At 53.9% G+C, this 22,774-nt stretch carries 28 protein-coding genes; 21 read left to right on the plus strand and 7 right to left on the minus strand.

The window, feature by feature from the left end; translation table 11 throughout:
- The first annotated feature begins 1 nt into the window (after position 1).
- Genes IE151_RS11765 through dnaQ form a run of 4 tightly spaced genes read left to right on the plus strand, consistent with a single transcriptional unit; the run spans position 2 to position 2,764 of the window.
- On the plus strand, positions 2 to 601 hold the full coding sequence (locus tag IE151_RS11765; protein WP_189490494.1) for a Maf-like protein: 600 nt from the start codon (positions 2 to 4) through the stop codon (positions 599 to 601).
- Positions 594 to 1,427 (plus strand): shikimate dehydrogenase, encoded by an 834-nt coding sequence (locus IE151_RS11770; protein WP_189490339.1) that lies wholly within the window; start codon positions 594 to 596, stop codon positions 1,425 to 1,427. Before IE151_RS11765 ends, IE151_RS11770 begins: the two co-directional genes overlap by 8 nt.
- Positions 1,424 to 2,011 carry a dephospho-CoA kinase gene (gene coaE / locus IE151_RS11775; protein WP_189490341.1) on the plus strand — a complete coding sequence of 196 codons (588 nt, stop codon included), beginning with the start codon at positions 1,424 to 1,426 and terminating at the stop codon, positions 2,009 to 2,011. The genes IE151_RS11770 and coaE overlap by 4 nt, the downstream gene beginning before the upstream one ends.
- Positions 2,012 to 2,062: 51 nt before the next feature.
- Positions 2,063 to 2,764, plus strand: a complete 702-nt coding sequence (gene dnaQ / locus IE151_RS11780; protein WP_189490344.1) for a DNA polymerase III subunit epsilon — start codon at positions 2,063 to 2,065, stop codon at positions 2,762 to 2,764.
- Between the two features lie 49 nt (positions 2,765 to 2,813).
- Here dnaQ and secB read toward each other — a convergent pair whose 3' ends face one another.
- Both secB and IE151_RS11790 read right to left on the minus strand, forming a co-directional pair.
- Positions 2,814 to 3,314 carry a protein-export chaperone SecB gene (gene secB, locus IE151_RS11785; RefSeq protein WP_189490346.1) on the minus strand — a complete coding sequence of 167 codons (501 nt, stop codon included), beginning with the start codon at positions 3,312 to 3,314 and terminating at the stop codon, positions 2,814 to 2,816.
- 98 nt (positions 3,315 to 3,412) lie between these two features.
- Positions 3,413 to 3,889, minus strand: a complete 477-nt coding sequence (locus tag IE151_RS11790) for an FxsA family protein (RefSeq protein ID WP_244636727.1) — start codon at positions 3,887 to 3,889, stop codon at positions 3,413 to 3,415.
- A gap of 171 nt (positions 3,890 to 4,060) precedes the next feature.
- Between IE151_RS11790 and IE151_RS11795 the strand changes: the two genes are divergently transcribed.
- The 4 genes from IE151_RS11795 to IE151_RS11810 are packed head-to-tail and all read left to right on the plus strand — an operon-like array spanning position 4,061 to position 6,814.
- Positions 4,061 to 4,774, plus strand: a complete 714-nt coding sequence (locus tag IE151_RS11795) for a Tim44/TimA family putative adaptor protein (protein WP_189490348.1) — start codon at positions 4,061 to 4,063, stop codon at positions 4,772 to 4,774.
- A gap of 17 nt (positions 4,775 to 4,791) precedes the next feature.
- Entirely contained in the window at positions 4,792 to 5,892 is a 1,101-nt protein-coding gene (gene mltA / locus IE151_RS11800) for a murein transglycosylase A (RefSeq protein ID WP_189490349.1), read from the plus strand.
- A 5-nt stretch (positions 5,893 to 5,897) separates the two neighbouring features.
- On the plus strand, positions 5,898 to 6,443 hold the full coding sequence (locus IE151_RS11805; RefSeq protein ID WP_189490352.1) for a Smr/MutS family protein: 546 nt from the start codon (positions 5,898 to 5,900) through the stop codon (positions 6,441 to 6,443).
- The gene (locus tag IE151_RS11810; protein ID WP_189490354.1) at positions 6,440 to 6,814 is read left to right on the plus strand and encodes a helix-turn-helix domain-containing protein; all 375 of its coding nucleotides are present in this window, start codon (positions 6,440 to 6,442) and stop codon (positions 6,812 to 6,814) included. Before IE151_RS11805 ends, IE151_RS11810 begins: the two co-directional genes overlap by 4 nt.
- On the opposite strand, the gene IE151_RS11815 is transcribed toward IE151_RS11810, so the two are convergent.
- The 4 genes from IE151_RS11815 to hslV all read right to left on the minus strand — a co-directional run bounded on the left by IE151_RS11815 (position 6,815) and on the right by hslV (position 10,465).
- A complete protein-coding gene (locus IE151_RS11815) occupies positions 6,815 to 7,870 on the minus strand; it encodes a DUF1402 family protein (RefSeq protein ID WP_382345213.1) in 1,056 nt (351 codons plus the stop codon).
- 71 nt (positions 7,871 to 7,941) lie between these two features.
- Entirely contained in the window at positions 7,942 to 9,252 is a 1,311-nt protein-coding gene (hslU, locus tag IE151_RS11820; RefSeq protein WP_189490358.1) for an ATP-dependent protease ATPase subunit HslU, read from the minus strand.
- A gap of 61 nt (positions 9,253 to 9,313) precedes the next feature.
- Positions 9,314 to 9,901 (minus strand): DUF2585 domain-containing protein, encoded by a 588-nt coding sequence (locus IE151_RS11825; protein WP_189490360.1) that lies wholly within the window; start codon positions 9,899 to 9,901, stop codon positions 9,314 to 9,316.
- Between the two features lie 15 nt (positions 9,902 to 9,916).
- Positions 9,917 to 10,465, minus strand: coding sequence for an ATP-dependent protease subunit HslV (hslV, locus tag IE151_RS11830; RefSeq protein ID WP_189490362.1), 549 nt, complete (start codon positions 10,463 to 10,465; stop codon positions 9,917 to 9,919).
- A 203-nt stretch (positions 10,466 to 10,668) separates the two neighbouring features.
- Between hslV and hisB the strand changes: the two genes are divergently transcribed.
- The 7 genes from hisB to coaA are packed head-to-tail and all read left to right on the plus strand — an operon-like array spanning position 10,669 to position 15,229.
- Positions 10,669 to 11,277, plus strand: a complete 609-nt coding sequence (gene hisB, locus IE151_RS11835; RefSeq protein ID WP_189490364.1) for an imidazoleglycerol-phosphate dehydratase HisB — start codon at positions 10,669 to 10,671, stop codon at positions 11,275 to 11,277.
- Positions 11,278 to 11,281: 4 nt separating this feature from the next.
- Complete coding sequence (locus IE151_RS11840; protein WP_189490366.1) at positions 11,282 to 11,707, plus strand: DUF2628 domain-containing protein; 426 nt, start codon at positions 11,282 to 11,284, stop codon at positions 11,705 to 11,707.
- Between the two features lie 21 nt (positions 11,708 to 11,728).
- A complete protein-coding gene (gene hisH / locus IE151_RS11845) occupies positions 11,729 to 12,382 on the plus strand; it encodes an imidazole glycerol phosphate synthase subunit HisH (RefSeq protein ID WP_189490368.1) in 654 nt (217 codons plus the stop codon).
- Positions 12,379 to 13,119, plus strand: a complete 741-nt coding sequence (hisA, locus tag IE151_RS11850) for a 1-(5-phosphoribosyl)-5-[(5-phosphoribosylamino)methylideneamino]imidazole-4-carboxamide isomerase (RefSeq protein WP_189490370.1) — start codon at positions 12,379 to 12,381, stop codon at positions 13,117 to 13,119. Before hisH ends, hisA begins: the two co-directional genes overlap by 4 nt.
- The gene (gene hisF, locus IE151_RS11855; RefSeq protein ID WP_189490372.1) at positions 13,116 to 13,916 is read left to right on the plus strand and encodes an imidazole glycerol phosphate synthase subunit HisF; all 801 of its coding nucleotides are present in this window, start codon (positions 13,116 to 13,118) and stop codon (positions 13,914 to 13,916) included. Before hisA ends, hisF begins: the two co-directional genes overlap by 4 nt.
- The gene (locus tag IE151_RS11860; RefSeq protein ID WP_189490374.1) at positions 13,913 to 14,242 is read left to right on the plus strand and encodes a phosphoribosyl-ATP diphosphatase; all 330 of its coding nucleotides are present in this window, start codon (positions 13,913 to 13,915) and stop codon (positions 14,240 to 14,242) included. Before hisF ends, IE151_RS11860 begins: the two co-directional genes overlap by 4 nt.
- A gap of 24 nt (positions 14,243 to 14,266) precedes the next feature.
- On the plus strand, positions 14,267 to 15,229 hold the full coding sequence (gene coaA / locus IE151_RS11865; protein WP_189490376.1) for a type I pantothenate kinase: 963 nt from the start codon (positions 14,267 to 14,269) through the stop codon (positions 15,227 to 15,229).
- 51 nt (positions 15,230 to 15,280) lie between these two features.
- Here the strand turns inward: coaA and IE151_RS11870 are convergent, their stop codons facing one another.
- Positions 15,281 to 16,888, minus strand: a complete 1,608-nt coding sequence (locus IE151_RS11870) for a phosphoenolpyruvate carboxykinase (protein WP_189490378.1) — start codon at positions 16,886 to 16,888, stop codon at positions 15,281 to 15,283.
- Positions 16,889 to 17,192: 304 nt separating this feature from the next.
- On the opposite strand from IE151_RS11870, the gene IE151_RS11875 reads away from it, so the two are divergent.
- The 6 genes from IE151_RS11875 to ahcY all read left to right on the plus strand — a co-directional run bounded on the left by IE151_RS11875 (position 17,193) and on the right by ahcY (position 22,574).
- The gene (locus IE151_RS11875) at positions 17,193 to 17,894 is read left to right on the plus strand and encodes a response regulator transcription factor (RefSeq protein WP_244636728.1); all 702 of its coding nucleotides are present in this window, start codon (positions 17,193 to 17,195) and stop codon (positions 17,892 to 17,894) included.
- Between the two features lie 53 nt (positions 17,895 to 17,947).
- The gene (locus IE151_RS11880) at positions 17,948 to 19,729 is read left to right on the plus strand and encodes a sensor histidine kinase (RefSeq protein ID WP_189490383.1); all 1,782 of its coding nucleotides are present in this window, start codon (positions 17,948 to 17,950) and stop codon (positions 19,727 to 19,729) included.
- Positions 19,726 to 20,187, plus strand: coding sequence for an HPr kinase/phosphorylase (locus tag IE151_RS17970; protein WP_210310890.1), 462 nt, complete (start codon positions 19,726 to 19,728; stop codon positions 20,185 to 20,187). The genes IE151_RS11880 and IE151_RS17970 overlap by 4 nt, the downstream gene beginning before the upstream one ends.
- Before the next feature lie 159 nt (positions 20,188 to 20,346).
- Positions 20,347 to 20,748 carry a PTS sugar transporter subunit IIA gene (locus tag IE151_RS11890; RefSeq protein ID WP_189490387.1) on the plus strand — a complete coding sequence of 134 codons (402 nt, stop codon included), beginning with the start codon at positions 20,347 to 20,349 and terminating at the stop codon, positions 20,746 to 20,748.
- An 18-nt stretch (positions 20,749 to 20,766) separates the two neighbouring features.
- Positions 20,767 to 21,054, plus strand: coding sequence for an HPr family phosphocarrier protein (locus tag IE151_RS11895; RefSeq protein ID WP_189490389.1), 288 nt, complete (start codon positions 20,767 to 20,769; stop codon positions 21,052 to 21,054).
- A 128-nt stretch (positions 21,055 to 21,182) separates the two neighbouring features.
- Positions 21,183 to 22,574 (plus strand): adenosylhomocysteinase, encoded by a 1,392-nt coding sequence (gene ahcY, locus IE151_RS11900; protein ID WP_189490391.1) that lies wholly within the window; start codon positions 21,183 to 21,185, stop codon positions 22,572 to 22,574.
- The last annotated feature ends 200 nt before the right edge of the window (positions 22,575 to 22,774 follow it).

Consider the following 22,774-nt stretch of genomic DNA (forward strand, 5'->3'; position numbering starts at 1 on the left):
TCTGATGCAAAAGATCATCCTCGCCTCCCAAAGTCCGTTTCGCCGAACGCTTCTTCAAAATGCGGGGCTGTCATTCGAAACGATCAGCGCCGATATCGATGAAAGAGCTGCCGAGGCACCAATGCGCCAGACTGGCGCTACGCCGGCTGACATTGCCGAAGTTCTTGCAATAGCCAAGGCTATGGATGTCAGTGCCCGGATACCCAGTGCGCTTGTGATCGGTTGCGATCAAACATTGTCCTTGGATGAAGAGATTTATCATAAGCCAGAATCGATGGAGGCGGCCCGCCGTCATCTTCTCTCGCTTTCCGGAAAGACCCATCAACTGAACAGTGCCGTTGTTCTCGTCAAGGACGGCGAATTGATTTGGAGCCATACAGGTGTCGCCGATCTCACGATGCGCAAACTGGATCCAGCCTTCATTGGGCGCCATCTTGCCAGAGTTGGGGATGTTGCGCTGAAAAGCGTCGGCGCTTATCAGATCGAAGGCGAGGGTATCCAGCTCTTCGAAAAAATCGAAGGCGATTATTTTACAATAGTCGGCCTCCCTCTCCTGGCCCTTCTGGAGAAGCTGCGAGAGCTCGGAGCGATCGATGGCTGACATGAAAAAGGCGTTCGTGTGCGGGCATCCCATTTCTCATTCGAGATCACCTAAAATCCACGGCTACTGGTTGAACCTATTTGGCATCGAGGGCAGCTATGAAGCTGTAGACAAGTCACCCACCGAGTTCGCTGCGTTTTTAGCCAGTCTTGAATCATCCGGATTTGCAGGTGGTAATCTTACGATCCCCTACAAACAGGCCGTGATCCCTCTGCTTGACGAGGTTGACGCCGCGGCGAAAGCGATAGGGGCGGTGAATACGATCTGGTTCGAAAAAGGGCGGCTTCTAGGCAGCAATACAGATGCTTATGGATTTGCTGCCAACCTCGATACTCGGGTTCCGGGCTGGGATGCGGGGAAAGTGGCAGTGGTATTGGGAGCTGGGGGTGCCGCGCGGGCGATTCTGTACGCACTCCGTTGCCGGGGTTTTGATACAATTTTCGTTCTCAATAGATCATTGGAACGCGCGCAGGAACTTGCGAATCTGTTCGGTTGTAGAGCGCTGCAAATGTCACAGTTCGAGGAAATTGCGGATCAGGCCGATCTCTTGGTGAATACGACGTCGCTTGGAATGAGGGGGCAACCTGATCTAAACTTGGACATTACCCGGCTTCCTGAGCGTTGTATCGTCAGTGACATTGTCTATGTTCCATTGAAGACTTCTCTACTCGCGGCTGCAGAGGAAAGAGGATTAAAGACAGTAGACGGCCTGGGTATGCTACTGCATCAGGCTATCCCCGGCTTTGAACGTTGGTTCGGGCCACGCCCGGCGGTAACACCGGAGCTTTACAAGCTGATTATCAGCGACATTGTGAGCGGAACATGATCATACTGGCACTGACCGGTTCCATAGGTATGGGCAAATCAACGACTGCGAAAATTTTCTCAGACCAGGGAGTTCCAGTCCACGATTCTGATATGACGGTCCACGAAATCTATGCAGGTGAAGCCGTACCTTTTATAGAAGAGGCTTTTCCTGGCGCTGTGAAACGCGGAATGGTCGATAGAAGCGAACTGGGTGCATTGGTGTTGAATAATCCTGGGGCGATCAAGCGGCTTGAATCAATCGTTCATCCATTGGTTCGATCACATCGGGATCGTTTTCTGAAATATCACAAAGATCAAAACACATCTGCGGTGCTTCTCGATGTTCCGCTGCTGTTCGAAACAGGGGCGGATGCTGAGGCGGATAAGATTGTTGTCGTGACCTGTGATCCAGCGCTTCAGCGAGAGAGAGTTCTGACCCGGCCTGGCATGACGTTAGAAAAATTCGAAGCAATCGTCGCTCGCCAGATGCCGGATGCTGAAAAGCGTGCACGCGCGGACTTCGTGATCGACACAGGAAATGGCTTGGATGATGCGAGGCACCAGGTGCAAGCAGTTCTGCATAGCCTCGGTATAATCACCTGATAATATCAGTGATTCACGTGAAACAGATTTTTAACCATACCGGATTTCAGCATGCGTGAGATCATATTCGATACCGAAACCACGGGTCTTCACAACCGAGAAGACCGGATTATAGAAATAGGCGGAATTGAACTTCTCAATCGTTTTCCGACGGGCCGGACATTTCACGAATATATCAATCCCGAAGGCCGTAAGGTCCATCCAGACGCGCTTGCTGTTCATGGAATTACCGATGAAAGCCTGCGCAACAAACCGACCTTCAGAGATATTTCGGAGAGGTTTCTCGAGTTCTTCGACGGGGCCTATCTCGTTGCGCACAATGCAAACTTCGATATGGGTTTCATTAATGCGGAACTTGGGAGGCTTGGCCGCCCACCCATTGCACCAGAATGGGTCATCGATACTCTGGCGTTGGCGAAACGCAAGCATCCAATGGGCCCCAATTCCCTCGACGCCTTGTGCCGACGCTATGGCATCGATAACTCCCATCGTGAGAAACATGGGGCGCTTCTCGACTCGGAATTACTAGCGGAAGTTTATATCGAGCTTCTTGGAGGTAAGCAGGCGGGCTTCGAACTCGAAACCGTTGTTGAGGTTCAAACCGTGGAGGTGGAGGAACAGATAACGGTTATCGTGGAGCCGCGGGCGGTCCCACTACCTCCCCGTCTGACGCAGATTGAAATAGAAGCGCATACCAAGCTTGTCGCAAAGCTTGGTGAAAACGCAATCTGGAACAAGGTTTTGCAGCAATAAAAAAGCCCGACGAACCGCCGGGCTTTTCGTCACCGTACCGCTTACCTGATCAGGAAGCGGCTTTCGTGGCGTTCTGTTCCTGCGCCATGCGCTGCTGGAACATCTGTGCAAAGTCAATCGGGTCGAGCATTAGCGGCGGAAAACCACCATTGCGGGTAGCATCGGCTACGATTTGACGCGCGAACGGGAATAAGAGACGCGGGCACTCGATGAATAGGATTGGAAGCATGTGTTCCTGTGGGAAACCTGCAATCCGGAAGACACCACCATAAACCAGCTCGACGTTAAAAAGCACCTCTTCCTCGTACTTCGCCTGAGCGCTCAACGTCAAATTGACATCGAACTCGTTCTCGGCGACTGAATTGGCGTTGACATTGACGTTGATATTTATCGCCGGTGCCTTTTCGCGCCCACGGAGGGAGCGTGGGGCGCCGGGATTTTCAAACGACAGATCCTTCACATACTGTACAAGGACATTGAGAGACGGCTGCTGAGCCCCCTCCCCGTTGACGCCATTACCCGCGGTGGGTGCTGCATCATTTTGAGCCATGAGTGGGTCCTTCTGGAATCCGGTAAGCAAGGGTTGCGATTTGTGCCGTGGCTAGCATGTGAACTTTATCAAAACAAGGAGTGAAGGCCATCTCAGGGTCAGTCGCGACCATCGTCCAGTTGCTTGCCCGAACCGTTCGACGACGGCTCACTCCGATAATTATCGGCTTCGAGATCTATAATGGTTTCGCCTGAGCGTCGTCCTCCGGACGAGCCGTACTGATAGCGGCGGACGACCATGTTGCGGCCAGCAGACCGCCAGAGGAAGTTCCTCACCGGCGGTAAAAAGAGCAATAGGCCAGTAATGTCGGTCACAAATCCCGGGATAATGAGCAGAATGCCCGAGATTGTGATAAAGAAACCGTGAAGAAGAGTTGAGCTGGGATCTTCTCCAGCCTCCACTTCGGTGCGAACCCGGGTGAGCACCTGTAATCCTTGCGATCTCAGGGTCAAAATGCCAACAATCGCGGATAATATGACCAGACCAATGGTGCCCAGTACACCAACCGCACCACCCACGATCACGAAACCGGCGATTTCGAGGAGTGGCAGTAGCATTAGAAGCAAAAACGGCAATGTCTGATCCTTTATCAAACGGGGATTCAATTTGGCATTCTTGATAAATCTCAGATAGGAATGCCAGCGCGGAATTTGAATGCTGGTATGATGCGTTCTATATTGCCTAGATGAGCTTTTGAAATGAACGTTGGGCGGTTCCGTGCCGCTTCGTTCCCCCTCAGACGAGAGATGGTCGCTTTGTTGGATTTCGGCACGCTTTTTTTTATTATCGCTGCGGTGGTGATTTTTTTCCAGCTCCGCTCCGTTCTGGGCCGCAGAACGGGGAGCGAGCGGCCTCCTATCGATCCGTTCACAGCGAATCGTACTCGTCCTGCAGTGCCTCGGGAAACGGGCAATGACAATGTCGTCTCGCTTCCCCAGAATCAATCCGGCCCGGTAGAGGTCGTCGATCCCTACGCACAGATCGACGCCTTTGCGAAGGAGGGTACGCCGGTCAATCATGGCTTGCGAGAAATCCGCGACCTTGATTCGAGTTTTGAACCCAAGTCTTTTGTCGAAGGCGCGCGTACCGCTTATGAAGTGATTATCAAGGCATTCGCAGATGGTGATCGCGCAACCCTGAAGAATCTTTTGTCGAAGGAAGTTTATGACGGCTTCGTAGCCGCGATCTCTGACCGCGAGGGCCGGAATGAGAAGATCGAAACTTCATTCGTGGGCTTCAATGAGTCCAGCGTCGTCGCGGCAGGGATGAGGGGATCGGAAGCAAACGTCACGCTGCGTTTTGTGAGTCAGATCATATCGGCGACGCGTGATGCGAATGGAACAGTGATTGACGGCGATCCCGATCATGTCGCGGAAGTGGTTGATGTCTGGACTTTCGCGCGTGACACGCGTTCCAAGGATCCAAACTGGAAGCTTGTAGCAACCGAAGCAGAAGACTGAGATACGGACCGCCGCTAATGGCTATGTCGGAAGATCTAACGCGTTTGTCTTTTGACAGGCTATCGGGCTGGGAAAAGGACACCGCCCTTCTGGGGGCATTCAGAACTTTTTTGCGCTCGGCGGAAGCCGGTCTACGGGCTGCCACCAACCCTGGCACGCTTGGGATTCCGCCAGAAAGCTTTCATCCGGCGTTCGTTGCGGCTACGAACGATCCTTGTCGCAACGAACATGAAGCACGCGCATTTTTCGAGACTTTTTTCAGGCCCTACCTTCTCTCCCCAAAGTCCGGAGAGAAGCCGTTGATTACTGGATACTACCAGCCAACGCATAAGGCCTCACTTGTACAAACAGAGCGATTTCGTCACCCTCTTTATCGTCAGCCTCATGACCTGGTAAGTGTGGAACCGGGGAGCGTTCCGGGATTGCCGCACGATTACGCTTTTGCACGTCAAACCAAAACGGGTCTGATACCGTATTTCGACCGACGCGCCATAGATGAAGGCGCACTTGAAGATCGAGGGTTGGAGGTCGCATGGCTCGAAAGCCGCGTCGATGTTTTCTTCATTCACGTGCAAGGATCCTCCTTACTCGAGCTTCCGGATGGTAGGACGCTTCGCGTTGGTTACGCTGCGAAATCAGGGCATCCCTTCACGGGGATCGGTCGATATTTGATCGACTTGGGTGAAATCTCCGCGGACGAGGTTTCGATGCAGACGATCCGTGGGTGGCTGGACGAGAACCCTGCCCGGACGGACGAGGTTCTTTGGCGGAACAGGTCCTACATTTTCTTCGGAACTCCAGGAGATTCTGGTCACGACGGCCCGGAAGGGGCATCGGGCGTCAACCTCGTTGCAGGACGGTCCGTTGCCGTTGATTCGCAACGACATGTTTGGGGTACGCCCATCTTCATTAGTTCTACATCGCGGATCAATTTCGGGAATGGCGGCGAGCTGCCTCGCTTGATGATTGCCCAGGACACCGGAAGCGCGATTAGGGGAAACTGCCGAGCCGACCTCTTCATGGGAACGGGGGAAGAAGCAGGTGCATTGGCTGGTGGCTTGAAAGAAACTGGTTCGTTCCATCTCTTGATACCCATCACAGCCTCGGGCCGATTGTAGTGGCGATGAAGAGACGCAAACTTACCACGGAGGATCGAACGCTTTGGACGACGGTCGCAAAAACCGTAACACCGCTGCGACCGGACGAGCTGAACAGGCTTCTAGCGAACGAAATCGGCACAGATAAATCCCTTTTGGAAAGTTTCCGCGTGGATCTTTCCCATCTCGCAAATGATCCGGCCTTGTCGTGGCCAAATTCTGCAAAAGCTTCAACAAAGCCGCTACCGTCTCGCCTCGACAAACCTACTCATCAGAAGATCTCAGCAGGTCGCGTTTCAATCGAAGCGCGGGTTGATCTTCATGGACTGACACAGTCGCAAGCTCACGAAGCGCTGCTCTTCTTTCTGCAGCGTTCCTATGCCGAACAACGCCGCCATGTGCTGGTTATCACCGGCAAGGGCAGCGCCGGCTCGGGTATATTACGTCGCGCCGTCCCGGAATGGATAAAGACCCCTGCGTTTAGGCCCTATGTCAGCGGCCTTGATAATGCCGCCCGCCACCATGGCGGCGATGGTGCCCTTTACATCCGTTTACGAAAGCACCCGCGGTGACGCCCTTCGGCGAGAGGCTGCGCGAGCTTCGCGCCCGTCACGGCGTGACGCAGCGTGAGATGGCGCAAGCCATTGGCGTTACCCCCGCTTATCTAAGCGCCCTCGAGCATGGCAAGCGCGGCAAACCTTCCTGGACACTGCTGCAGAAGATCATGGGATATTTTAACGTCATCTGGGATGATGCCGAAGCGCTGTTTGAGCTGGCTGAGCAGTCGCACCCACGCATCAAGATCGACACTGGTGGCCTTTCGCCTGCCGCAATGCGTCTCGTTTACAAGCTAAGCGAAAATGTCCATCGCCTGCCCGCCGAAACATTGGCAGAGATGGAAGTGGTTCTCGATGCCAGCATTAAATCGGCGCGAAAACTCTAGTCAAAGCAATTTTTCAAGTTCGGCGATGCGATCGTTGACCAACCAACCATAGTAATTCTCCTCGGGCAATCGCGGCGCTTCGCCTCGCTCTTTGCGCTCCTGATTTTCGTGAGCAAGCGCGCGTGCTCTCGCCTCCGGATTGCCCACATTGTAAAGCGTCGACGTGATGCCGGGATTCTTTGATATATCGAAACCAGCAATCGCCTTGTAAGCATCAATCGACTTGCGCAGGACCGCAGCCACATAGGGCAAGGTTCGATCCGGATCCATGATTGTTTCATAGACCTTTTGTGGCTCTCGGTAATCAAGTTTCGGGTACCCCGATATGGCGCTTACCATATCGCTCATCTGCAGCGCCGTCAGAGGGTTCATCTGTCCGAGGCCAAAGGTCTGCCCGGCATAAAGCGGTTGGAAGAACGTCGCGCTGAAGCGGTCGTTGGGAAATTTTTTGCCGTCCACGGACTTTCCCTTGAAGGCGCTGTTCCACACCTGCTCACGGCAGGTCCAAAGATCATAAGAATCTTCTTTAGGATCGCATTTCGAGAACTGAGGCCTTTGCAGGAAGGTTTCGGCACTTTCGCCGGCGTAGGAGAAATTGATTGTATTGGTGAGATAGGCCGCGGCCTTTACATAGTACGTCTGAAGACGGTCATAGGCGTCGACATTATAGGTATGCTCCCCCACGATCGCACCAACGATGTGTATAGGATCGATGCCGTAGGAGCGCGCTACCGATCTGACTTTCGAAACAAGCTCCTTGTCCTTTTCAAACAGCCGGTATGCCTTGCGATACTTCGCCTCGAAACTACTGCCGCCTGCCTGAGTGCGTCGTGTGGACGCTCCTGGCACGTGGGGTTGTTTCTCGAAACGATTGCCTTCTGGCACGACCGTCACCGCCATTGCGGTGGAGGTGAGTGCGGTAAGCATAAAAACTGCAAGAATGGCACGCCTCATGTCGTTGTCCCGTTCGGCAAAAAGAAAGTCCGGAAGCGGCTTCTTTTTGCTGATGGTTAACGAAAAGAAAAGCAAAAACGATAATGAAGCGCGGAAAACCATCTCGATAGGCCAGGGAGATGGCCAGTAGGGTGCGGAAATCACGACATCCGCACCAAATCTATCTACTGGGATTAGAGAACAAACCGTGACAGATCGGTGTTCTGCGCAAGATCGCCGACATTGGTTTGCACATAATCCGCATCGATGGTCACGGTGGAACCTGAACGGTCTGGTGCGTTGAAAGACACATCATCCAGAACACGTTCCATCACTGTCTGCAGGCGCCGAGCACCAATGTTCTCAACGGTGCTGTTCAGATCGACCGCGATGGATGCCAGGCGATCGATCGCATCATCGGTGAATTCAAGCTCGACACCCTCTGTCCGCAGGAGCGCTATATACTGCTTGATAAGGCAAGCCTCCGTTTCAGTGAGGATTCGACGAAAATCGTCCTTGTCCAACGCACGCAATTCGACGCGGATCGGAAGGCGCCCTTGCAATTCGGGCAGTAGGTCGGAGGGCTTGGCGACGTGGAATGCGCCCGATGCAACAAAGAGAATATGGTCCGTCTTTACCGGTCCGTATTTGGTTGCCACCGTAGTTCCTTCAACCAGTGGAAGGAGATCACGCTGCACTCCTTCGCGCGATACGCCGGCACCACCAATGCCCTCACGTGTAGCAATCTTGTCAATTTCGTCCAGAAAGACGATGCCGTCATTTTCCGTCAGGCGAAGGGCCCGCTGCACCATTTCTTCCTGGTCTAGCAGCTTGTCTGACTCGTCGTTGATCAGCAACTGGTATGACTCGCGTACGGTGGTCTTGCGCATCTTCGTGCGCTGACCGCCCATCGCCTTGGAAAGCATGTCATTAATATTCAGTACGCCAATGTTTGCGCCCGGCATACCCGGAATTTCGAAGCCGCCTGGGGCACTGCCGGTGTCAGCCAGCTCGATCTCGATTTCCTTGTCGTCCAGTTCATTGTCACGCAGCTTCTTGCGAAAGCTGTCACGGGTCGCAGGACTGGCCGTCTTGCCAACGAGAGCTTCGAGAACACGTTCTTCAGCGTTCAGATGGGCGCGGGCCTTCACGTCTTCGCGCATCTTTTCCCGCACCAGTCCGATGGCCACCTCGACCAGATCGCGAATGATCTGCTCGACGTCGCGACCAACATAGCCTACTTCGGTGAACTTCGTTGCTTCGACCTTGATGAAGGGAGCGCCAGCGAGTTTCGCAAGCCGCCGCGAAATTTCGGTCTTGCCGACACCTGTCGGACCGATCATCAAAATGTTCTTAGGCATGACTTCCTCGCGCATGCCGTCTTCTAGTTGCTGGCGCCGCCAACGGTTACGCAGTGCAATAGCGACGGCACGCTTCGCTTCCTTTTGGCCGATAATGTAGCGATCCAGTTCAGAAACGATTTCGCGTGGAGAGAAAGTTGTCATCGAAAGTCCTCGAATTATCTGTTGCCGTCTAGATAGGAAGCGAAGCGGCGCGCCTCAACTTCTATCCCATTTGCCACTGCTTGATGCCGTCGAGCGGGTAGAGCAGCATGATGATGTTGAGCGTGAGATTGTCGCGAATGACGACACCAGCAAGCAGCTCGAACGCTATTGCGATCGCGAAGGTCGCCTTCGCCGGAAGTTTGGCTGCGGCCACAAAGCCCAGCCCCGCGAAAATCGTATCGCTGACGGAATTGACGATGGAATCGCCGCGATAGTCGAGTGAGGCCGTTCCCTCGCGGTAGCGGTCGATCACCATGTCGGTGTTCTCGACCAGTTCCCAGCTTACTTCTATTCCGATCGCTAGTGCCAAGCGCATCCCTATAGGCATACGTGGCGCGAGCCATGCAAGCAAAGCGTAGAAGATGAAGCCGTGAATTACATGAGAGAGCGTGTACCAGTCGCTAATATGCTGCGAATTTTCGGAGCTTTGAACGATCCCGTGCCACAGCTTTATGGTTCCGCAGCTACAAATCGGTACGCGTCCCATCAGGTACAGGGCCGCTGCTTGGAGGATTGCGAGGATCAGTACGATCCCTGCCCCGGCCACCCACTTACTCCGATGCGGCTCAACCTGTGCGATCAAACTCATATTCCAAACGTGAATTTAGGCCGCGTCCAACGTCTCGATGGTGAAATTGGCGTTCGTATAGACGCAGATCTGGTTCGCGATCTCCATCGCTTTTCGTGCGATTTCCTCGGCGTTCCTGTCGGTGTCGATCAAAGCGCGAGCTGCCGAAAGAGCGTAATTGCCTCCCGATCCAATAGCCATGACTCCGTCTTCCGGCTCAAGAACATCGCCATTGCCGGTCAAGGCAAGGGTCACATTCTTGTCCGCTACAAGCATCATGGCTTCGAGGCGACGCAGGTACCGGTCCGTGCGCCAATCCTTCGCCAGTTCGACGCTCGCACGCATCAACTGATCGGGATACTGTTCAAGCTTTGCTTCAAGACGCTCGAGCAGCGTGAAAGCGTCAGCAGTAGCGCCTGCAAAGCCTGCGATAACGTTTCCCTTGCCAATCCGACGCACCTTGCGCGCGTTCCCTTTCATGATGGTCGGGCCAAGACTGACTTGACCGTCACCGGCAATCACCACCTTGCCGCCTTTGCGGACGGTGACGATCGTGGTTGCATGCATTGAAAGTTTGTCGCTCATTCGATGGCTCCATGAAACGCTCAGACGCGGATAGTATCTCGGTGCCGACTATGTAGGCGCACTAAACTTAAATGCAAACGAGTCATGAACCGGCAAAGACTGGTATTGCAACGAAGAGCTTGATAAAAGCCGTGCTGAACGCAGGGCCACCTCCTTGCGACGAGAACCTGCACTTCAGTGGCGTGATAGCAAGGACGACGAGAATGGCGCAAAGCTCCGAAAGATCGGCAGAGGTAAACCGGAAGACCAACGAGACCCAAGTCGAGCTGAGACTGGATGTCGATGGTACCGGTGTGTTCGATGTTTCGACCGGCGTAGGCTTTTTCGATCATATGCTGGAGCAGCTTTCTCGCCATTCGCTGATAGACATGACCATCAAGACCAGTGGCGATCTCCATATAGACGACCATCACACTGTTGAAGATACTGGCATTGCACTAGGGCAGGCATTAAATAAGGCTCTGGGCGATCGCAAGGGCATCACGCGCTACGGCTCGATGGATCTCGCGATGGACGAAACCTTGACCTCTGCCGCGATCGACGTTTCGGGACGCCCTTTTCTCGTCTGGAACGTAGCTTTCTCGGCGTCGAAGGTGGGCAGCTTTGACACGGAGCTCGTGCGTGAGTTCTTCCAGGCTTTTGCGCAGAATGCTGGCATCACGCTGCATGTGAACCTGCGCTATGGCACCAACAACCACCACATTGCGGAAACCTGCTTCAAGGCAGTAGCACGCGCCCTACGCAAAGCGGTCGAAGTGGATCAACGTCAAAAGGATGTGATCCCTTCCACGAAGGGAACCCTGAAGGGATAAAAGCGTGGCGCGATACGTTGTTCTCGAGCGCAAGGGACCTACGGATGCCATTTTCGTCAAAGATGGCTTCAAGTTGTTGGCCTTTCTGCTTCCGGTGCTCTGGTTTCTGATGCATCGGATGTGGTGGGAAGCGCTCTTTGCCCTCTTTGCGCCGCTTGTTGTTTCGGTCGCTGCGAACTGGCTGGGCCTAGGGCCGGTGTCGGGCTTATTCCTTCTACTGGTGCAATTCGCGATCGGCTTGGAGGCGCAGAACTTGCTCGTGGGAAAATATTTGCGCAAAGGCTTCGTCCAGAGCGTCGCAATTGTCGCTCCCTCGATAGAGATAGCCGAGATTCGCTATTTCCATGTCGCGAGCTTGTCGCGGGACAAGCCGGCGGATGCGGGTCACCGACGCAGCCCGCTCGTTCCTTCCATCGGCCTTTTCACCTAGTTACCAGCGAGTTAGAGTTTCATGCGCGTTGCCATTATCGACTATGGGTCGGGAAATCTTCGGTCTGCCACAAAAGCTTTCGAGCGCGCCGCACGCGAGAGCGGAATCGATGCAACTATTGATTTGACGAGCGATGCAGAAGTCGTTCGCACGGCTGATCGGGTCGTGCTGCCGGGTGTTGGCGCTTTCGCTGACTGCAAAGCGGGTCTGGACGCGGTCGTCGGCATGCGCGAAGCAATTTATGAGGCCGCGATCGAACGTGGCCGTCCTTTTCTGGGAATTTGCGTCGGGATGCAGCTCATGGCGTCGCGCGGATTGGAAAAGACGATAACCGAAGGTTTTGGCTGGATCGCGGGCGATGTGCAGGAAATGTCTCCAGCCGATCCGACCCTCAAGATTCCCCAAATCGGCTGGAACACCATCGAGCTCGGAACAAAAATCCACCCGCTATTTGAAGATATTCCAACAGGCGCGGACGGGCTTCACGCCTATTTCGTTCATTCCTATCACTTGGCAGCCAGAAACGCGGATCAGATAATCGCCACGACAAATTATGGCGGCACAGTAACGGCTGCTGTTGCCCGTGGTAATCTGGCTGGAACGCAGTTCCATCCAGAAAAGAGCCAGCATCTCGGGCTTGCGCTACTGACAAATTTCTTGAGGTGGAAGCCATGATCCTTTTTCCAGCAATCGATCTCAAGGACGGGCAGTGCGTCCGTTTGAAACTCGGCGATATGAATCAGGCGACCGTCTATAATGCTAATCCTGCAGATCAGGCGCTCGCATTCGAGAAGCAAGGCTTCGAATGGTTGCACGTCGTCGATCTCAATGGTGCTTTTGCGGGCAGCTCGGTGAATGGTGGAGCTGTCGATGCCATCCTCAGCGCGACGAAAAACCCGGTTCAGCTTGGAGGCGGGATACGCTCCATCGCCCATATTGAATCATGGCTCGACAAGGGGCTTCATCGCGTCATCCTTGGAACTGTTGCTCTGCGCGATCCTGATCTCGTGAGGGAGGCGTGTCGGCTCTTTCCCGGGCAAGTCGCCGTGGGTATCGATGCGAGAGGTGGCTACGTGGCGGTGGAAGGATGGGCGGAAACGTCCGATCTTTCCGTGCGCGAAATGGCATCGCGTTTCGAAGGAGCCGGCGTTGCTGCGATTATCTACACCGATATCGACCGCGATGGCGTCTTAAAAGGCGTGAATTGGGATGCGACTCTCGATCTGGCGCGCAGCACCTCCATTCCGGTCATTGCGTCAGGCGGTCTTGCATCGATTGAGGACATTGAGCGCATGGTAGAACCGGATGCCGCGATTCTGGAAGGCGCGATTTCCGGCCGGGCACTCTATGATGGTCGCATCGATCCTGCTGAAGCCTTGGCATTACTCAGCTCTGCAAAGGTGTCGTCATGAGCCTGAAGTCCCGCATCATCCCCTGCCTCGACGTCAAGGAAGGACGCGTCGTCAAGGGCGTGAACTTCGTTGACCTGATTGACGCAGGCGATCCTGTCGAAATCGCCAAGGCTTACGATGCTGCTGGTGCGGATGAGCTTTGCTTTCTCGATATCACGGCGTCGTCGGACAATAGGGAGACGATTTTTGAGGTTGTTGCGCGTACCGCCGACCACTGCTTCATGCCGCTAACGGTTGGAGGCGGCGTGCGCGAGATAGGTGATATTCGCAAGCTTCTCCTTTCGGGTGCAGACAAGGTTTCGATCAATACGGCCGCAGTGAAAGATCCGGCTTTTGTTGCGCGCGCAGCGGACAAGTTCGGCAATCAATGTATCGTCGTGGCAATTGATGCCAAACGCGTGTCGCAAACTGGTGAAGAATCGCGTTGGGAAATATTCACCCATGGCGGACGCAATGCCACAGGGATTGACGCGGTCGAATTTGCGCGAAAGGTGGTAGATCTTGGGGCTGGCGAAATTCTGCTGACGTCTATGGATCGCGACGGCACCAAAGTCGGCTACGAGCTTGAAATGACGCGTGCGATTGCGGATGCGGTGCGTGCACCCGTTATAGCGTCGGGAGGTGTTGGTAATCTGGATCATCTTGTCGACGGCGTTCTAAAGGGACATGCAAGCGCCGTTCTTGCGGCGTCGATCTTCCATTTCGGCACTTACACTGTCCAGGAAGCCAAGGAGCACATGGCGAAGGCTGGAATTGCGGTGAGACTTGATTCCATTCCAGAGGGTGGTGTTGCATGAACAAGACGGGATTTTCGTTGACGGACCTCGAGACGATCATTGCGGAGCGCGCCACCGCCTCTCCCGAGGAGTCCTGGACAGCTCAGCTCCTCGCGAGCGGAGTGGAACGCGCATCCAAGAAACTGGGTGAAGAGGCAGTCGAGACTGTCATTGCCGCTGTTTCCGGCAAGAAAAGTGACCTTACCAGTGAGGCCGCGGACCTCCTTTATCATCTGCTCGTGGTCTTGAAGATTGCCGATATACCGCTGCGGGCAATTTTGGAGGAGCTGGAGAAGAGAACGACGAAATCCGGCATTGCCGAGAAAGCTTCACGCAAGCAGAATTGATTTCTGGAGGGGGAGGAAATCGGGATGAATGAGCTGGCCATGAGCGAGAAATACTCTCCCTATCGCTTTTTCACCGCCGAGATGTGGTCCGGTTTCCGTGCCGACACACCGATGACCTTGTCGGAAGAAGAGGTTCAGCGTCTTCGTTCGTTAAACGATCCTGTGGACCTTGAAGAAGTAGAGCGGATTTATCTTTCCATCTCCCGATTGCTTTCGACGCATGTCGAGTACACTAAGGAATTATTTGAAAAACGTAGCCAGTTCTTCTCCAGCGAACTGAGAATCGGAAAAACGCCGTTTATCATCGGCATCGCAGGATCAGTTGCTGTTGGAAAATCCACAACCGCCCGTATTCTGAAAGAACTTATGACGCGTTGGCCCGCAAGCCCGAAAGTCGATCTCATCACGACGGATGGCTTTCTGTATCCCAACGAGATTCTGCGCGAAAACAATCTCATGGAGAAGAAGGGCTTCCCCGAGAGCTACGACATAGGTGCCATTCTGCGTTTTCTTTCGCGCATCAAGTCCGGTCAGGCGCGTGTAAAGGCGCCTGTCTATTCACATCTGGTCTACAACGTGGTTCCGGACGAGTTCGTAACGATTGATCAACCGGATATCCTGATCTTCGAAGGCCTGAACGTTCTTCAAACCGGCGAGCTTCCCAAGGATGGCAAGGTCATTCCCTTCGTTTCGGACTTTTTTGATTTCTCGATCTACATCGATGCGGAAGAGCATTTGATTCATCAATGGTATATTGAACGTTTCATGCGGCTGCGCGAGACGGCCTTTCGCGATCCCCGCTCCTTCTTCAAGCGTTATGCAGAACTCAATGAATACAGCGCCCGGACCATCGCCGAGGGACTGTGGAACAATATCAATCTGAAAAACCTGCGCGAAAACATTCTTCCGACGCGACCGCGTGCTGACCTTATCTTACGTAAAGGGGCAAATCACCGCGTTGAAGAGGTCGCATTGCGCCGATTGTAAAATAAAAACCCGGCTAGGCGCCGGGTTTTTATGAGCTGAAGCAATGACAGGTTATTCTGCTGCTTCCTTAGTGCCAGGAGCCGCATTGATGACTGCATCGTCCACGTGATCTTCGAACTTTGCAAAGTTCGCCACAAACATCGAGACTAGTTTTTCCGCCTGGCGATCGTAGGCGTTGCCATCAGACCAGGTTGAGCGCGGGTCCAGAATTTTGCCGTCGACACCGTCTACTGCAACTGGAACCTCAAACCCGAAACTCTCGTCCCTGCGCATTTCAACGCTATTGAGAGACCCATTGAGCGCCGCAGCAAGCAACGCTCGTGTCGCCTTGATCGGCATGCGCTGGCCTTCCCCATATGCACCGCCAGTCCAGCCCGTGTTTACGAGCCAGCAATCAACATTGTGCTTTGCGATTAGATCGCGCAGCAGATTCCCGTACTCCGATGGATGACGAGGCATGAAGGGGGCGCCAAAGCAGGTCGAGAACGTGGCTTCCGGTTCCGTGACGCCTTTTTCGGTGCCTGCAACTTTCGCCGTGTACCCGGACAGGAAGTGATACATGGCCTGTGCGGGCGTAAGTTTCGCAATCGGGGGCAGCACGCCGAACGCATCTGCCGTCAACATGATGATATTCTTTGGCTGGCCAGCCTTGCCGCTTCCACTTGCATTGGCGATGAAATCCAGCGGATAGGCGCAACGTGTATTCTCCGTCCGGCTGCCATCGTCGAAATCAGGAACACCATTTTCGTCGAGGATGACGTTTTCCAGAACCGTGCCGAAACGCCGGGTGGTACCGAAAATCATCGGCTCGGCTTCTTCCGACAGGCGGATCGTCTTGGCGTAGCAGCCACCCTCGAAATTGAAGATGCCATTATCGCTCCAGCCATGTTCGTCGTCGCCAATGAGTGTACGGGACGGGTCGGCCGAAAGCGTAGTCTTGCCCGTACCGGAAAGGCCAAAGAAGACAGCGACATTATCCTCAGCGTCAGTGTTGGCCGAACAATGCATCGGCATGACGCCCTTGGCTGGCAGCAAATAGTTCAGCGCCGTAAACACCGACTTCTTCATTTCGCCAGCATAGGAGGTGCCTGCGATGAGGACGATCATGCGAGTCAGGTCGAGAGCGATCATGGTTTCGCCACGGCTACCATGACGAACGGGATCGGCCTTGAAATCCGGCAGATCAATGATCGTCATCTTCGGCACGAAGCTCTCCAGCGTCGTGCGATCTGGGCGGATCAGCAGATTGCGAATGAATAAGGAATGCCATGCCAGGCGCGTAATGACGCGGGTAGGCAGCTGATGATCTATATCGGCGCCGCCGATCAGATCCTGTACGAAGAGATCTTTGTCCGCGACAAAATCCTGAAAATCGGCAAGCAGGTTTTCGAACTGCTCCGGCGTGATGGATTTATTATTGTCCCACCAGATTTCGTCCTTGGTTTCAGCCGTCAGAACAACGAATTTGTCTTTGGGCGAACGGCCGGTATGTTGGCCCGTGTCTGCAAGAAGTGCGCCATGAGCGGTAAGTCTTGCTTCACCGCGTGCAAGCGCCTGCTCGTAAAGTTGAGCGGGAAGAAAATTATAAAAGACGTCTCCCGACGTTTTAAGGTTCTGAGCTTCAATGCCGCAGTGCGGATTGCGTTTCCCGCTTTCCATGCTTTGTTCTCCAGACGTCCAACAGGCCGTGAAAATCGACTTTTCTCGATGCGATGGTCGGCCAAAGCAGAAAAAACGAAATATATCAATTATTTAATCGATTTAAAAAGTTTAAATTTTGTTTAAATCGGTTTTAAATCTGTGAAAATCCGTACGGGAGAACCATCTGCCGGGGGCCAAGGTGCCAGCATCTCAACCAAGGCGATTGTTCCGCATTAAAAGATGTGCCACATTTTGTACTCAATTTGTACGCCATTACAGAGGCTGAACAGATTGAGGAGTGCTTATGGAAGGAGCCGCGAGCATGGCAACCGTAGCGTTAGTGGATGATGATCGCAATATTCTCACATCGGTGTCGATTGCACTCGAAGCCGAGGGATATCGCGTCGAAACATACACTGACGGCGTTTCCGCTTTGGATGGCTTGTTGGCGCGTGCGCCGAACCTGGCGATCCTTGATATAAAGATGCCACGCATGGACGGCATGGAATTGCTCCGCCGTTTGCGGCAGAAAAGCGATTTGCCAGTGATCTTTCTCACGTCGAAAGACGATGAAATTGATGAACTTTTCGGCCTCAAAATGGGAGCGGATGATTTTATTCGCAAACCGTTCTCGCAGCGTTTGCTGGTCGAGCGCGTGCGTGCTGTATTGCGTCGCGCAAGCGCTCGTGATGCCGCGGTTAAAACCCCGACGCAGGCGAGCCGTTCCCTTGAAAGAGGTCAACTCGTCATGGATCAGGAGCGCCATACCTGCACCTGGAAGCAGGAACCTGTTACCTTGACCGTCACGGAATTTCTTATCCTTCACGCTTTGGCTCAGAGACCGGGCGTGGTGAAAAGCCGTGACGCTCTTATGGACGCCGCGTATGACGAGCAGGTTTATGTAGACGACCGCACGATCGACAGCCACATCAAGCGTCTGCGCAAAAAGTTCAAGGCGGTTGACGATGACTTCGACATGATCGAAACGCTTTACGGTGTGGGGTATCGTTTCCGCGAACTCTGAGCAGGCAATCAGCGCGGTGTGCCATGCGTGGAGTGCGCTGACGGATATTAACAATGGCAGTTGAAGCTTCAGGTGAAAGCGTGGTCCCCAAGCCTCGAACGAGACCGCGCCCTTCTCTGGCGGGGCGCATAACGGTGCCGCTACGCCGCTTCTTCGGTCATTATATTTTTTCAAGCCTCACTCGTCGCATCGTGTTTCTCAACATGGCGGCGCTCGGCGTTTTGGTTGTGGGCATATTCTATCTCAACCAGTTTCGCGATGGCTTGATTGAAGCGCGCGTCGAAAGCCTGATGACTCAGGGCGAAATTATCGCAGGTGCGATCGCGTCGTCAGCAACGGTGGAGACCGATTCCATCAGGATCGATCCGGAGAAACTCCTTGAACTCCAGGCCGGGGACAGTCTTACGCCGAACTCCGATCAATTGGAGAATCTAGATTTTCCGATAAATCCGGAAAGGGTGGCGCCCCTTTTACGGCGCCTGATTTCACCAACGCATACGCGGGCTCGCATCTTTGATAGAGATGCAAACCTTCTTCTGGACTCGCGCCATCTTTATTCCCGGGGCCTAGTCCTTCGTTATGATCTTCCTTCCGTCGAGCCGAAGGAAGAGGACTTTCTTGAAAAGCTCGAACGGTTTTTATCGGGCTTATTTCGCAATACGAGCATCCCAATCTATCGCGAGCAGCCGGGTGGATCTGGCGCGGGTTTCCCCGAAGTCGTGAGTGCGCTCAACGGGTCTGCATCATACGTGGTACGTATCACCGAACAGGGTGAGCAAATTGTCTCTGTCGCCGTTCCTATCCAGCGCTTTCGTGCAGTGCTGGGAACATTGATGCTATCGACGCAAGGCGGCGACATCGACAAGATCGTGGCTGCTGAACGCATGGCCATTCTGCGCGTCTTCGGGGTTGCCACATTGGTCAACATTGTTCTTTCAATGTTGCTGGCTTCGACCATTGCCAATCCGTTGCGTCGGTTGGCGGCAGCAGCAATTCGGGTTCGCAGAGGAGTGAACAGCCGCGAGGAAATTCCGAACTTCTCGCATAGACAGGACGAAATCGGCAATCTGTCCGTCGCTTTGCGGGACATGACGAATGCCCTCTACGGCCGCATCGAAGCCATTGAAAGCTTTGCCGCGGATGTTTCACATGAGTTGAAAAATCCTCTCACCTCTTTGCGCAGCGCAGTCGAGACTTTGCCTGTTGCGAAGACGGAAAGCGCTAAGGCACGTCTGATGGAGGTTATTCAGCACGATGTGCAACGTCTCGATCGCTTGATTACCGACATTTCCGACGCGTCGAGGCTGGATGCGGAATTGGCTCGAGTGGACGCGACCAAGCTCGACTTGAAGCCCTTCATCGAGGAGGTGCTGCAAAATGCGCGCGAGGTTAGCCGCCACAAGAAACCGGTAGCGATCGATCTTTTTGTAGAGAAACCTGTGACGGGCGGAGCGACGCCTTTTGTCGTGACGGGACACGACTTGCGCCTTGGTCAGGTCGTCACGAATTTGATCGATAATGCACGATCCTTCGTAGACGAAGAGGCAGGACGAATACAGATCAGCTTGGCACGTCACGCCGGGAATATCATCATTCAGGTGAGTGATAATGGTCCTGGAATTCACGTGGAGAACATAGAGCGAATTTTTGAACGCTTTTATACCGACAGGCCCTCAAACGAGGCGTTTGGCCAGAATTCGGGCCTGGGCTTGTCGATAAGCCGTCAAATTGTTGAAGCCCACGGCGGAATGCTGACCGCAGAAAATATCATTAGTGATAGCGGCAAAGTTGAAGGGGCAAGGTTCACGATCATCCTGCCTGCTGACCGAAAATGATAAGTGTGCCTTGCGAGAATATTCACGCGACGCTGATTGTCTTGGATGACAAAGGTGTTTTGTTGCGAGGTCCCTCCGGTTCAGGAAAATCAACTCTCGCCTATGCGTTGATTGATGCATATGTTGGACAGAACAGACTTGCGCGCCTTGTTGCCGATGATCGTGTCCTCGCCGAGCGACATGGAGAACGTCTTATCGGAACCTGCCCCCCAAGCATTTGTGGACTCATGGAGGTCTCCGGTGCCGGGATAACCCGCTGGCCAGTGCTTGGTGCCTGCGTTATAGACTTCTGCTTCGATCTGGTCGATCCAGCGCTTGTAGAGCGGTTGCCCACGCCGCGCTGGACGGCAGTTTGCGGTCTGGAGCGGCCGCTGTTTTATCTGCCGGAACGATCCATGATGACCGCTCGCAATATTGTGAGAGGCTGCATTTCCGCTTCCCTCATCGCGGATGCGTGATGAGGGAAGCATTTATGGTTGTTGATTTTTTGCAACGACCGGAGCAGTCTTGTTGGTAGGATACCGTTAACGCGGGTGCTTTACGCAGGATTCTATGCAAGATAGATCACTTGATCGATACATGATTTTCTTCCCGCCGATGACTGGAGCCTGCATAGCATGATTGGACTTGTGCTGGTTACGCACGGTAATCTGGCTGACGAATTTTCTCGGGCGGTAGAGCACGTTGTCGGCAAACAGGACAGATTCGAAACGTTGGCCATCGGACCGGACGACGATATGGAAGGTCGGCGCAGCGATATCGTTGCTGCTTGCGAGCGTGTTGATGACGGGAACGGCGTCGTTATCTTGACGGATATGTTTGGCGGCACCCCCTCCAACCTTGCCATTTCAGTTCTGCAAGCTGGCCGGATCGAGGTTATCGCAGGCGTGAATCTCCCCATGCTCATCAAGCTTTCCAGTGTTAGAAAGCAAAATGACATGAAGCTCGCGCTCACTGAAGCGCAGGAAGCGGGACGTAAATATATAACCGTGGCCAGTCAGCTTCTGACCGCAAAGTAACCCATACAGTTCGGCTTCATGTCAGAGAAAAACTCTCCCCAAACGCGGATCTTTGAGATCGTCAACCAGCGCGGTCTTCATGCGCGTGCCTCAGCCAAGTTTGTCGCCTTAGTCGGCGCTTACACGTCGACGGTTTCCGTGGGGAAAGACGGCACAAGCGTTAACGGCCTATCCATCATGGGGCTGATGATGCTGGCTGCAAGCCCGGGTTGTTCGATCGAAGTAACTGCCGAGGGCGAAGATGCGGAGGAGTTTCTCGACGCGGCGCAAGCTCTGATCGCCGATAAATTTGGTGAAGAGATTTAAGCTCCGCATATAACATATAGGCATAAAGATTTCTTTATATCTGTTGTCTGCACTGGCGCCATCTGGTAGGAACCCTGCCAAAGAAGGCTGCGTCGTCAGCGAACTCATTGGCTCAAGGAGAGTATTCCATGTCTGATTTTGTCGTCAAAGATCTGTCGCTGGCCGATTGGGGCCGCAAGGAACTCGACATAGCGGAAACCGAAATGCCAGGCCTCATGGCCGCTCGTGAAGAGTTTGGCAAAAGTAAGCCGCTTAAGGGTGCACGTATTTCCGGATCGCTCCACATGACGATTCAGACAGCGGTATTGATCGAGACGCTGAAGGAACTGGGTGCAGATGTTCGTTGGGCGTCGTGCAACATCTTCTCGACGCAGGATCATGCGGCAGCGGCGATTGCAGCAACGGGAACCCCGGTTTTCGCCGTCAAGGGCGAGACACTGGAAGAGTATTGGACCTATACGGATCAGATTTTCCAGTGGCCGGACGGTGAGCCGTCCAACATGATCCTTGATGATGGTGGCGATGCGACCATGTATATTCTTCTTGGCGCGCGGGCCGAGGCTGGAGAGGATGTCCTCACGAATCCAGGCAGCGAAGAGGAAGAGATCCTTTTTGCCCAGATCAAGAAGCGCCTGGAGCAGTCTCCGGGCTTCTTCACCAAAACCCGTGACGCGATCAAGGGCGTAACGGAAGAGACCACGACGGGCGTCAACCGCCTCTATCAGTTGCAGAAGAAGGGTTTGCTCCCCTTCCCTGCGATCAACGTCAACGACTCTGTCACGAAATCAAAATTTGACAATAAGTATGGCTGCAAGGAATCGCTTGTGGATGGCATACGTCGCGCAACCGACGTTATGATGGCCGGCAAGGTTGCAGTGGTTTGCGGCTATGGTGACGTTGGCAAGGGGTCGGCGGCATCGCTCTCGGGTGCAGGCGCTCGCGTGAAGGTGACGGAAGTCGATCCAATTTGCGCCCTTCAGGCGGCCATGGATGGATACGAGGTTGTAACGCTGAAAGATGCTGCGCCTCACGCCGACATCGTCATTACGACGACTGGGAACAAAGATGTCGTGACGCTCGATGACATGCGTGCGATGAAGGACATGGTCATCGTTGGCAATATCGGCCACTTCGATAATGAAATTCAGGTAACGGCTCTAAAGAACTTTACCTGGACCAATATCAAGCCGCAGGTGGATATGATCACCTTTCCCGATGGCAAGCGAATGCTCTTGCTCTCGGAAGGACGTCTGCTCAATCTGGGCAATGCGACCGGTCATCCGAGCTTCGTCATGTCGGCATCCTTCACCAATCAGGTCCTCGGTCAGATAGAACTTTGGACGAAGGGCGAGCAGTATAAGACCGAGGTGTATGTTTTGCCCAAGCACCTTGACGAAAAGGTCGCACGCCTGCATCTCGACCGGCTGGGTGTTAAACTCAGCACGCTCTCCGAAGAGCAGGCAGCATATATTGGGGTTACGCCGCAAGGGCCATTCAAACCGGAACATTATCGCTACTAAACGCTAGCGCTTCAAAAAAAGACGGCGTCCTTTTAGGAGCCGTCTTTTTCGTTCTTTGTTCCGCTTCACGCTTCCGGACGAAAGAGGTAGAGTTCATTGATTCGCGCGGCGTAACCAGTTTGTTCGTCGTGGCTTGCTTGCCTGCCGGGAAGCCAGGTGGTGGCAATCGTGACGCAAGCTGATAAGTCTTACTTTGCTGC

The organism is Limoniibacter endophyticus, assembly GCF_014652835.1.
GTDB lineage: Bacteria > Pseudomonadota > Alphaproteobacteria > Rhizobiales > Rhizobiaceae > Limoniibacter > Limoniibacter endophyticus.